Consider the following 11,291-nt stretch of genomic DNA (forward strand, 5'->3'; position numbering starts at 1 on the left):
AGCGTCGAACGTGGCAGATCAGCTGCGGCGACGTGGTCGACCGGGACCGCCAGCTCACCGTGAAGGTCGTTCAGGGCCAAGTGGTTCTGGTCGGACCTCCCGGGGAGACGGCAGTCTTGTCCCACGACCAGCTCGTACAGCTCAGGGCCGCGCTACGCGAAGCCGCCGACCAGGCGGAAAGGTGACGGTGACGTTTCGATGGACGCGATCCTCGGACAGGTTCTTCGCAACGCTGTGTGGGAACGCCTCGACCTGCTCACGGAGCTGGCGAGCCGTGCGGACGCCCCGTCCCTCCTGTCGGTGGCTCGATCCGAGCTCCCTCGGCTGACCGAGGGATGGCGTGCTCTGCTGGCAGCGCACGAGCCGGACGAGAAGGGCAACTGCCCTGAGTGCTCCGGCCGTTGGCGCCAGCAGAAGTCACCTTGCTCGGTGTGGCGCGCCGCGTACGAACACCTGGTTGCGGGCGGACTCGCCCCGCGCCCGGCTCGCCACCTGCGCGAGGCTCCGGTGACTCCTCCTGTCACCAGGACCCGCCGCGCGGTGGCTCGAGCCCACTAACGGGCGTTTGCGACTGACCTGGCGTCCCCCCGACACGACCAGGTCTGCAAACCGCCTACTGACCGGTGGTCCGCGATGTGCGAACCCCCGACCGCGACATCGCGGACCCCGGTCAGCTCAACAACTCCACAGATTCCCGCGGGCCGGTGACGTGCACCTTCCCTCCCCGACCGTTACTGGTCCGCGGTCACCAACCACGGCCCCTTGCCTGCACCTCCCGCGCAGGTGAGGGGCCGTTTTCATGGGTTCTAGCGGTGAGTACCGGTCTTCCAGGTCAGGTACGAGGTCAGCCCGGGGAACAGCCGGCCGGAGATCTCGAACGCCTTGAGCTGCCACGGGAAGAGGTGCTCCGCGCGTTCCTTCTCCACCGCGTCGACGATCGCCTTCGCGCACTGCGACGGCGTGACCGTGGGGATCAACCGGGCGATCGACGGGATTCGTTCCTCCGCACCGGGATTGTTGTTGAAGTACTCGCTGGAGACCTTGCCCGGCACCACTTCGCTGATCCCGACGCCGGTTCCGCGCAGGTCGAGCCGCAGCGAAGCCGTCAGACCGCGAAGAGCCCAGCGCGACGACTGGTAGCCCACGCAGCCGGGAATCGGGAGCCGGGACACCGGTGAGTTCACGTTGACGATCCAGCCCGACCCGCGCGAACGCATGGCGCCCAGGTACTCCCTGGTCAGCAGCAACGCCGCCAGGTACGGCACCGAGGTCATGGTCTGCAGCTCGTCGGCGGACGTGTCGTCGAGGAACAGCCAGCGGCCCACGCCCGCGTTGTTCACCAGGACATCGGGTGCCGGAACGCTCTCGGCGAGCGAACGGATCTCCGCGGCGTCCGACAGATCCGCCACGTGAGCGGTCGCGGAGCCGCCGAACTCGGTGATCCGTTTGACCTGTAGATCGAGCAGTTCGGCGCTCCGGGCCACAAGGTGGACGTGCGCGCCGTGCGCCGCGAACCTGAACGCGGCCTCCGCGCCGATCCCCTGGGACGCTCCCGTGACCAGAACCTTCTTGCCCGAGACCTGCATCAGACCACCGATCGCACTCGACTCATCAACACCGCCGCCAGCGTCGTCGCCAACGCCGACACCGCGAACAGACCGCGGTAGCCACCAAGGTTGGCCAAGATCAAGGCAGTCAGCAAGGGGGCGATGACCTGCGGCAACGCATTGGCCACGTTCAGCACTCCCAAATCCTTCGCCCGATCGGACGCGGCCGGCAGCACCTGGGTCAGCAGTGCGATCGCGACCGCCCAGTACGTGCCGAAACCGACGCCGAGCAGCGGTGAGGCGATCAGAACCGCGGTCCAGGTCGGCCACACCACCAGGATCAACGCCGCGAGCGCCATCACGGCCGCGGCGCCGTAGACATACGGCTTCCGGCGCCCAGAACGATCACTCCGTGCGCCGAACAGCACCGCTCCTGCGGCGAGTGCCACCCCGTAGAGCGCCATCAACACCAGAAGTCCGTCCTCAGGGGACTCGTGGCGGACCACGTCACCGAGGAAGTACAAGAGGTACAGCGTCCCGAACGCGTTGCCGAGATTGATCATCAGGTGACCGGCCCACGCCCACGCGAAGTCGGGGTGCTGACGCGGCGAGATCCAGAACGTCGGCCGCACCGGCTTCACGATCAGCTGGGTGTCCGGTGTCCTCAGCACGAAGAAGAGCGCGCCTGCCAGCACGATGACCGCGCACGCCAAGTACCCGGCCGGCAGTCCGCTGACCAGCAACGTCACAACGACCGCGCCCAGCACCGTGCCGAGCATCTGGCTGATGCCGATCAACCCGCCGACCTGCGCGCGTTGCTCGACCGGCACCCGGTCCGGCACGGCCGAGGTCAGCGCGGCGAGCATGCCGCCGATCCCCGCCTGCACCAGGCACCAGCCGATGGTCATCACCACGACGGTCGGCGCGTTGGCCAGCACGGCAAGACCGATCGCGCCGACGATCGCACCGCTCAGCGTCCACGGGTGGCGACGCCCGAACCGTGAGGTCGTGCGGTCGGACAGAAAACCGATCAACGGCACCACGAGCAGCGAGACCAGACCGCCGAAGCCGGTGACGATGCCGAACACGAGCTCCTTGTTCGCCCGGTCGAGCAGTTCGGCCTGCTGCGGCAACAGCACCTGGATCGGTGCGTAGATCGCCAGCCACAGCCCCAGGTTCGCGAGGAACAACCACGCCATCCACCCGCGGCGGACGCGGACCACCGGCTCAGCAAGCGCTTCACTCACCGCTGATCACCTTTCTGTACCAGTGGAACGAGTCGCGCGGCGTGCGGGCTTGCGTCTCGTAGTCGACGTGGACCAGGCCGAACCGCTGCGAATAGCCGGCCTCCCACTCGAAGTTGTCGAGCAGCGACCACACGAAGTACCCGGCGACGTCGGCTTCCTGGGCGGCACGCAGATGTCCGTCGAGGTAGGCGATCCGGTCGGCGTCCTCGATCTGGTGCGGGAAGCTGCAGCCGCTCTCGGTGACGTGCACCGGAGGGAGGTTCGGGTGCCGCTCGCGCAGCGCGTTGATCATCTCGGTCAGCCCGGACGGCACGATCGGCCAGCCGAAGCCGGTGCGCGGGTACTCGTCGATCTCCACCAGTTCGAACGGCAGCGGGTTGCCCTCTGACGGCGACTTGAGTCGTGTGGGGTTGTAGTAGTTGACGCCGTAGAAGTCGAGAGGCTGGTGGATGACCTGCAGATCTCCGTCGACGACGGGCATCAGATCAGCGACTGCGTCGGGATATCGGCCCGACAGCATCGGATCTGCGTACAACCAGTTGTGGATTTGGCTGTAGGCCTCAGCAGCCGCTACGTCGTTCGGAGTAGCCGGCCAGGCGGGAGTGTGGTTGTTCGCCGTGCCAACGGCTTGTGCGTTGTACGCGCGCAGCACTTCGACCGCACGACCGTGAGCGAGGTTCAAGTGGTGGGCGGTGGGCAACGCGTCGAAGAGAAGCGTCTTACCGGGCGCGTGCTCACCGATCGCGTAGCCCTGCAACGTCACCATCGCGGGTTCGTTGATGGGGATCCACAGCTTCACCCGGTCGGCGAGGCGGTCCGCGACGAGCGCCGTGTAGTCCGCGAACCGGTCGGCGATGTCGCGGGTGAGCCAGCCGCCCTGCGCCTCCAGCTCGAGCGGCGTGTCCCAGTGGTAGAGCGTGACGACCGGAGCGATGCCGACGTCGACGAGCGCGTCGACGAGCCGGTCGTAGAAGTCGAGGCCCTCGGCGTTGACCGGACCCTTGCCGGTGGGCTGGATCCGCGGCCACGCGATGGAGAACCGGTACGCGTTCACACCGAGCTGAGTCATCAGTGCAACGTCTTCGCGCCAACGGTGGTAATGATCGCAAGCAACGCTTGCGTTGTCGTTGTCGTGTACCGGAGCGAACTCGTCCCACACGGAGGGACCCCGGCCGCCGGCACCGAACGCGCCCTCGATCTGGAACGCGGACGTGGACACTCCCCAGAGGAAGTCGCGCATCGATCCTCCAAAATGTGAAACTTGTTCGGATCGTAGGCGTGTTGACAGGTTCAGGGAAGTGAAAAGCCCGTACAACAGGCAAGATGAAAGCACCCGAACTACTGGGAGTCGCCGTGACCAGCACCACCCCGCTTCGCCGTCAGCCCGTTCAGCAGCGCAGCGCCAAGAGAGTCGAGCGCATGCTCGAAGCGTGCGCGACCCTCATCGACGAGGTGGGCTACGACGGCGTGACCACGACGTTGATCGCGGAAAGAGCGGGTGTGGCGGTCGGTTCGCTGTACCAGTTCTTCCCCGACAAGAGAGCCGTCGTGCAGGCGCTGACGCTGCGCAACGTCGACAGGTTCTCCCAGGGCATCACCGAACGGCTTGAGCAGGCGACGCTCGAGCACTGGTGGGATGCCGTGGACACGGTGTTCGACGTCTACGTGACGATGCACCGGGAGATCCCCGCGTTCGGGAAGCTGCACTTCGGTGACGTTGTGGACATGCGGCTGCTGGACGACCGCCGCGACAACAACGCCGTCATCTCCGACAAGATCTCCGAGCTGATCTCGGGGAAGTTCGGAATTCCGATGGGTGAGGTCGGGCTGCCGATCGCGATCGCCGTCGAGGCCGCCGACGCCGTGCTGAAGATGGCGTTCCGCAACAGCACGACCGGCGACCAGGCGATCCTGGTCGAGGCGAAGGCGCTCGTCAGGGGTTACCTGTCGTCGCGCCTGCCTGCCTAGACCTGCTAACCGAAGTTCCGGCGCTCGCCGCGGTACGTGGGCACGGTCCGCTCGATGCGGTCACCGTGCACCAGGTGCACCTCGTCGAACCGCTCGAACAGCTCGCCCGCCTTGGCGTGCCGCATCCACACGCGGTCGCCGATCTTCAGCTGCTCCGCCGCCTTGCCGGTGACCGGCGTCTGCACCTCGCCCGCGCCTTCGAGGCCGAGCGTTTTGAGACCTTCCGGCAGGTACGGCGACGGCTGCCGGTCCGGCGTCGGCGTGCCGGACGCGATGTACCCGCCGGCGAACAGCGTCGCGACCCGCTTGGTCGGCTTGCGGACCACGGACAACGCGAAGAGCGCCGCGGGTTCCGGCTTGAACGCCTGGTAACCGTCGAAGAGCGTCGGCCCGAAGAGCCCCGACCCGGCCGCGAGCTCGGTGACCGACGGGTCGGAGCCGGTGAGCTCCAGGCTGCCGGTGCCGCCACCGTTGACGAACTCCAGGTCGGCGACCTGCCGGACCGCGCTGACGACGGCCGTCCTGCGGCGGATCAGCTCCGGCCCGGACTTCGACTGGATGAACCGGATCCCGAGCGCCCGCAGCGGCTGACCGGGCGGGTTGTCACCCAGGCCGGCGATCTGGCCCTCGTACGCCATGACGCCGACCAGCTTGAAGCCTCGCCGTTGGGTGATCTTCGCGGCGAGTGCCCGAGCCTGGGCCGGGGTGTGGATCGACGAACGGCGCGGACCGATGTGGACACCGGGAAACGGCCGCCACGAGACATCCAGCTCCAGGCAGACCCTCAGATCCGAGTGCGGCCCGATCGCCGCGTCCACGAAGTCCAGGTGCTCGACCGAGTCGACCATGATCGTGACGCGCTGACGTGCGGTTTCGTTGGCCGCGAGCTTCTGCAGCGACGCCCGGTCCGCAGTCGGATACGCGACGAGCAGGTCCTCGCTGACGTTCTGCTCGGACAGCCACAACGCCTCGGCCAGCGAGTAGCACATGACCCCGTGGTAGCCGGGCCGTTCGAGCGCCCGGCTCACCAGGTCGCGCACCCGGATCGACTTGCTCGCCACCCGGATCGGATGACCGGCAGCGCGACGGGCGAGGTCCGCCGCGTTGTGGTCGAAGGCGTCCAGGTCGACGATCGCGAACGGAGGATCCAGATCCTTCGTCGCGGCGTCGAGTCGGTTTCTGCGCATGCCCTGACGGTACGTCCTGAACCCTTGAAACGTGAAGAGCTTTCACTTACGTTACTCGCAGGTCACACTCTCTCGTGGAGGTTCGCGTGTGGACGAACTGGGCTAGAACTGCTTCGTGCACCCCGACGCGCGTCGTCCACCCCGCGAGCACGGATGAGATCGCAGCGGCGGTCGTGTCCGCAGGCCGTGTCCGCGCGCGGGGCAGCGGTCACTCGTTCAACGACATCGCGGTCGCGCCGGAAGTGGCGCTCGACCTGGACCGTTGGACCGGGATCGTGCGCGCGGACACGGAGACCGGCCTGGTGACCGTCCGCTCTGGCACGCCGCTGCACGCGTTCAACGCCGACCTGCACCGCCTCGGCCTGGCCATGCCGAACCTGGGCGACATCGACGCCCAGACCGTCGCGGGCGCCGTCTCGACCTCCACCCACGGCACCGGCGCGAAGCTGGGCGTGCTCGCCACCGCGATCGAGTCGCTGGAACTGGTGCTGGCCGACGGCTCGGTGGTGACCTGTTCTCGCACCGAGCGTCCGGACCTGTTCAACGCGGCCCGCGTCGGGCTCGGGGCGTTGGGCGTCATCAGCACGTTGACCCTGCGGTGCGTGCCGTCGTTCGTGCTGCAGGCTTCCGAGGCACCGGGCCGGCTGGACGCGGTGCTGGAGCAGTTCGACGACCTGTGCGCGGTCGAGGACCACGTGGAGTTCCACTGGTTCACGCACTCCGACCGGGTGATCCTCAAGCGCAACAACAGGATCCCCGAGCCCGCACGCCCGCTCTCGAAGCTCCGGCAGGCGTGGGAGTACGAGGTCATGGAGAACGCCGCGTTCGGCGCGGTGTGCAAGGTCGCCAAGACGTTCCCGCGCTACACCCGCAAGCTCAACGAGATCTGCGGTTCGCTGATCTCCGAGCGGACCTACTCCGACTACTCGCACAACGTCTTCGTGACGCCGCGCCGAGTCCGGTTCGTGGAGACCGAGTTCTCGATCCCGCGCGAGACGTTGATGGACGTGATCGCCGAACTCCGTGCTGTGGCGAACAAACTGGGCGACCGGGACGCGTTGATCGTGCCGTGCGAGGTGCGCGTCGCTCAGGCGGACGACATCTGGCTGTCGACGGCGAACGGTCGCGACACCGCGTACATCTCGATGCACCAAGCACTCGGCATGCAGTACAAGGCTTTCTTCGACGCGTACGCGAGCATCGCCGCGTCCGTCGGCGGGCGGCCGCACTGGGGCAAGATGCACGACCTCACCTCCGCCGAGCTGCGGCCGTTGTACCCGCACTTCGACGACTTCCTGCGGGTGCGCGACGAGGTCGATCCGGGCAGGACGTTCACGAACGCCTACCTGGACCGCGTGCTCGGCTAGAAGGAGCGAACCGCTTCTGCGACCGGCGTCTCGCCGTTCACCAGCTCGATCGTCTTGCCGATCGTGTTGGGAGCGTTGAGCAACTCCGCCAGCACAGCGGCGACATCCGCCCGAGTGACCGAAGCGCGAGGCAGTTGTGGCGCGCCCATCGTGACCAGACCGGTGGGCGCGTCGTTCACCAGCGGACCGGGCCGCAAGATCGTCCAATCGAGATCACGCGACTTGAGGTCTTCCTCCGCCAATCGCTTGGCCTTCAGGTAGACCGCGAACTCCGGGTCCACAGAAGGAGAGTCGGCGGCTTCGATGCCGACCGTCGAGACCTGGACGAACCGCCGTACCCCCGCCTCCACCGCAGCGGAGGCGAACAGGGCGGCGGCGCGGAAGTCCACAGTGTCCTTGCGGGCGGCTCCTGAGCCTGCCCCGGCGCCGGCGGCGAAAACCGCGGCATCGGCACCCTTCATGTACGCCGCGACCGAGTCCAGATCGGAGGACTCGAGGTCGCACAACACCGGAACTGCTCCGGCTTCCTGCACGTCCGCGAAGTGATCGGGATTGCGAACCAACGCTGTTGCCGCGTCTCCACGGGCGGCCAGCAGCTGCTCGAGAAGCAACGCGATCTGCCCGTGTCCGCCGGCTATGACTACTCGCATAGCCCCGACCGTAGATCAGGAAGCGGTGGCGAGCACCTGCTCGTAGACCAGCTCGTTGACCCAGCGGGTGATGGCGGTGTCCTCGGCGGGCACGTTCTCCTGACGACCGGTGACGTCCACCGACAGGTCCTTCTCGTCGTCGGCCAGCAGAACGGAGACGCCGTAGCGACGCACGCGCGGCAGGCAGTTCGACAGGTAGTCGTGCGAGAAGGCGACCGACTCGGGCAGGACGACCGCGGCGTTGCCGTAGCGGGCGAAGGGAACGGCGGACGCGAGCGCGGTGCGCCAGTGGCGGGCCACGGCCAGGACGCCGACGATGCGGACGGCGGCCGGCGGGACGCGGCCTTCCATCTCCGGCCACACCCACGTGGAAACGGTGGTCTTGTCGGCCTCAGGGCCCGCACCCACGCACACGCGCTCGGCGTGGGCGTCGGCCAGGAGCTCGGCCACGACGACGACCTTGCGGCCCATGAGAACCATCTCGGGGAGGACGACCCCGTGCCAGCCGAGGCGGATCGCCGCGGCGGCTGCCAACTCCTCGACGGACGCGGGCAGTTCCGGAACCGGGACTGCGGTCGTCGACAAACCGTTCGAGCTGTCGAGGGCCGCGATCCTTGCTGGGGTGCTGCTCACGCCAGTGCCTCCTCGTCACCCGCGGCGGGCGATCCGCCGCGTTTCGACTCGTGCTCTGGATAAGGATTAGCAGGAAGCGCACGGCCCGCCCCCAGGTCACCGCACCCCCTGCGATCGACGGCGCCGACCGGTCGGTGACCGGTCGAAGAGCGGCACGCGGAGTTCGGTCCAACGGTGCTGCCGTCTGGGTGACGTTAATCCGGATGGACGCACCAAAAGACCTGCTCAGAGTGGGTGCGCCAGGCGTGCGGGCAAAACACCGGTGAGCGGCGCCGGTCACCGTCCGTCGACCGTTCACCGCGTCAGAACGACCACCTACATGATGATCACGGTCTTGCCAGGCCCGCGACCTGCGAAAACACCGGCCGCGTCGCGCAACGGCACGCGCTGGGAGATCGGGACCTCCAGGTCCCCTGCCTGCACCATCGACGCGAGCCGCACGAGCGTTTCCCTGGAGCCCCGCATGCCGAAGTTCTGGGCCGAGTCACTGGAGACGTAGTTGGTGTTGAAGGCCAACGGGGCGTAGCGCGCATTCGCCTCGAACGACGAACGGTCGGCGCTCACGAGGTCGATCAGCGCGTCAGCCTCGACGAGAGAGTCGCCCCGGCCGATTGGAATGACGCGCTTGCCGGCCGCACGAGCGATCTGCACGGCGAACGACCCGACGCCGCCGTTCGGCCCGATGATCAGCACGGATTCCGCGGACCCCAGTGACTCGACCAACTGCAAGGCAGTCATACCCGCGGTCGGCAATGCGGCGGCAACGGCGGGATCGAGGTCTTCCGGCAACGGCGCCAACGCGTTCCCGGCCGGAACTGTGACGTACTCGGCGTATGTTCCGCGGCCGACCGGACGGTGGAAGAAGGTGCCGAAAATCCTCTCTCCGGAACCAACCACCTCACCCGCACCATCAGTTCCGGGAACCAAGGGGAAGAGGTGCTCGCCAGAACCGCGAAGCATCCCGTTGACCACTTTGACGTCGAACGGGTTCACGCTCGCCGCGAACAAGCGGACCTTCAGTTCGTTCGGGCCCGCCTCGGGCTCTGGAAGCTCCACGAGTTCGAGCTGAGCCCCGAAGTCCGCCGCCGCTATCGCCCACATGCCGACCCCCGAACGAGTGACAGACATCACCTGTTGGATCAAGGAATCCGATACTGCCGATCAACGAAAGAACCCCTCTCGCGGATTCCGCGAGAGGGGTTCCATCTGTCTTTCTGGATGGGCAAGGGGGGAGTTGAACCCCCACGTCCTTTCGGACACACGGACCTGAACCGTGCGCGTCTGCCATTCCGCCACTTGCCCCTGGAGACGTTGGGAACACTAGCACGCGTCCAAACCAGGTTCCTAATCGCCCCCTGTAGGCCCGGTCGTACCCGGATACGATCGGTACAGGAGCCCGACCGAGCGGAAGGAGTTGACCGTGGGCCTGAAACGTTTCGAGCGCAAGCTGGAAGGTCTCGTCGGCAACACCTTCGCGCGCGTGTTCGGAGGCAACGTCGTGCCCCAAGAGGTGGCACAGGCGCTGCAACGGGAGGGTGACAGCAACATCCGCGAACTCGCGGGTGGCAGACTGCTAGCCCCCAACCACTTCAAAGTGTTGCTCGGACCTCAGGACCACGAACGTCTTGCGGGCGATGAGCAGGATGAACTACGCATCACCCAGCTACTCGCAGAGGGCCTGCGGGAGCACCTGGCCGAGTCCGGATGGGATACCTATGGTGACGTCGTAGTCTCCCTGGAGCGCTCCGAGGCGCTGCACACCGGACAGTTTCGAACCAGCTCGTCCGTCGACCCCGACGTGAAAGCGGCCAGCCGACGGTCAGCACCACCTCGCACCGCAGGAGACCGATCCATGAGCCAGCCACCCGGCTACGGACAAGGACAGGGCCAGCCCGGCCACGACCCTTATGGTCAGCAGGGCGGCTACGACCAGGGTTACGGCCAGCAGGGCCAGCAGGGCTACGGCCAGCAGGGCTACGACCAGGGCTATGGCCAGCAGCAAGGCGGCTATGACCAGGGTTACGGCCAGCAGCAGGGCTACGGCCAGCAGCAGCAGGGCTACGACCAGGGCTATGGCGGCGGCCAGCAGCCGGGCTACGACCAGGGTTACGGCGGCGGCCAGCAGCCGGGCTACGACCAGGGTTACGGTCAGCAGCCGGGCTACGGCCAGCAGCAGGGCTACGACCAGGGTTACGGCCAGCAGGGCGGTGGCTACGACCAGGGTTACGGCCAGCCGGCCGGCTATGACCAGGGTTACGGCCAGCAGCCGGGTTATGGCCAGCAAGGCGGCTACGACCAGGGCTACAACCAGGGCGGATACGCCCCGCCGGCGACCCAGGGCGCCAACCGCCAGCTCAACGCGACACTGCATCTCGACGACGGTTCCAACCGCACGTACAACCTCAAGCAGGGTGGAAACGTCGTAGGACGTGGGCAGGAAGCCGACTTCCGCCTCCCGGACACGGGTGTCTCCAGGCGCCACCTGGAAATCTCGTGGGACGGGCAGAATGCGATGCTCGCTGATCTCGGTTCGACCAACGGGACCACGGTGAACGGCACGCCAGTGCAGACTTGGCAGCTCGCGGAGGGCGACGTCGTCCGCATCGGCCACTCGTCACTGGTCTTCCGCACCGCGGGCTAGAGGTCGATACGGGCGTCGGTAAGCAACTCAAGGCAGGAGCGGTTACAACCG

Annotated in this window: 11 protein-coding genes and 1 tRNA gene; 4 read left to right on the top strand and 8 right to left on the bottom strand. The window is 67.2% G+C overall.

Annotation, left to right across the window (positions count from 1 at the left end):
- Window positions 1-198: 198 nt before the first annotated feature.
- The gene (locus LFM09_RS24915) at window positions 199-558 is read left to right on the top strand and encodes a hypothetical protein (protein ID WP_035909125.1); all 360 of its coding nucleotides are present in this window, start codon (window positions 199-201) and stop codon (window positions 556-558) included.
- Window positions 559-806: 248 nt separating this feature from the next.
- Here LFM09_RS24915 and LFM09_RS24920 read toward each other — a convergent pair whose 3' ends face one another.
- The 3 genes from LFM09_RS24920 to LFM09_RS24930 are packed head-to-tail and all read right to left on the bottom strand — an operon-like array spanning window position 807 to window position 4,034.
- Window positions 807-1,586, bottom strand: coding sequence for an SDR family NAD(P)-dependent oxidoreductase (locus LFM09_RS24920; protein WP_414098949.1), 780 nt, complete (start codon window positions 1,584-1,586; stop codon window positions 807-809).
- Window positions 1,586-2,746 (bottom strand): MFS transporter, encoded by a 1,161-nt coding sequence (locus LFM09_RS24925; protein ID WP_414099113.1) that lies wholly within the window; start codon window positions 2,744-2,746, stop codon window positions 1,586-1,588. Before LFM09_RS24925 ends, LFM09_RS24920 begins: the two co-directional genes overlap by 1 nt.
- 40 nt (window positions 2,747-2,786) lie before the next feature.
- Window positions 2,787-4,034, bottom strand: a complete 1,248-nt coding sequence (locus LFM09_RS24930; RefSeq protein ID WP_414098950.1) for a GH1 family beta-glucosidase — start codon at window positions 4,032-4,034, stop codon at window positions 2,787-2,789.
- Between the two features lie 83 nt (window positions 4,035-4,117).
- Here LFM09_RS24930 and LFM09_RS24935 point away from each other — a divergent pair, with 83 nt between their 5' ends.
- A complete protein-coding gene (locus LFM09_RS24935) occupies window positions 4,118-4,762 on the top strand; it encodes a TetR family transcriptional regulator (protein ID WP_414098951.1) in 645 nt (214 codons plus the stop codon).
- A gap of 5 nt (window positions 4,763-4,767) precedes the next feature.
- Here LFM09_RS24935 and LFM09_RS24940 read toward each other — a convergent pair whose 3' ends face one another.
- Window positions 4,768-5,949 (bottom strand): amino acid deaminase/aldolase, encoded by a 1,182-nt coding sequence (locus LFM09_RS24940; protein WP_414098952.1) that lies wholly within the window; start codon window positions 5,947-5,949, stop codon window positions 4,768-4,770.
- 86 nt (window positions 5,950-6,035) lie between these two features.
- Here LFM09_RS24940 and LFM09_RS24945 point away from each other — a divergent pair, with 86 nt between their 5' ends.
- Window positions 6,036-7,316 carry a D-arabinono-1,4-lactone oxidase gene (locus LFM09_RS24945; protein WP_414098953.1) on the top strand — a complete coding sequence of 427 codons (1,281 nt, stop codon included), beginning with the start codon at window positions 6,036-6,038 and terminating at the stop codon, window positions 7,314-7,316.
- Here the strand turns inward: LFM09_RS24945 and LFM09_RS24950 are convergent.
- From LFM09_RS24950 to LFM09_RS24965, 4 genes are all read right to left on the bottom strand, one after another.
- Complete coding sequence (locus LFM09_RS24950; protein ID WP_414098954.1) at window positions 7,313-7,966, bottom strand: NAD(P)H-binding protein; 654 nt, start codon at window positions 7,964-7,966, stop codon at window positions 7,313-7,315. The genes LFM09_RS24945 and LFM09_RS24950 overlap by 4 nt on opposite strands.
- Window positions 7,967-7,981: 15 nt before the next feature.
- Window positions 7,982-8,599: a hypothetical protein gene (locus tag LFM09_RS24955; protein ID WP_414098955.1), complete on the bottom strand. Its 618-nt coding sequence runs from the start codon at window positions 8,597-8,599 to the stop codon at window positions 7,982-7,984.
- Between the two features lie 315 nt (window positions 8,600-8,914).
- Window positions 8,915-9,727 (bottom strand): NADP-dependent oxidoreductase, encoded by an 813-nt coding sequence (locus tag LFM09_RS24960; protein WP_414098956.1) that lies wholly within the window; start codon window positions 9,725-9,727, stop codon window positions 8,915-8,917.
- A 91-nt stretch (window positions 9,728-9,818) separates the two neighbouring features.
- Window positions 9,819-9,901: transfer RNA gene (locus tag LFM09_RS24965), tRNA-Leu, on the bottom strand.
- 118 nt (window positions 9,902-10,019) lie between these two features.
- On the opposite strand from LFM09_RS24965, the gene LFM09_RS24970 reads away from it, so the two are divergent.
- The gene (locus LFM09_RS24970) at window positions 10,020-11,240 is read left to right on the top strand and encodes a DUF3662 and FHA domain-containing protein (RefSeq protein WP_414098957.1); all 1,221 of its coding nucleotides are present in this window, start codon (window positions 10,020-10,022) and stop codon (window positions 11,238-11,240) included.
- Window positions 11,241-11,291 lie beyond the last annotated feature (51 nt).

The sequence above is a fragment of the Lentzea alba genome, from assembly GCF_047445655.1.
Taxonomy (GTDB): Bacteria; Actinomycetota; Actinomycetes; order Mycobacteriales; family Pseudonocardiaceae; genus Lentzea; species Lentzea alba_A.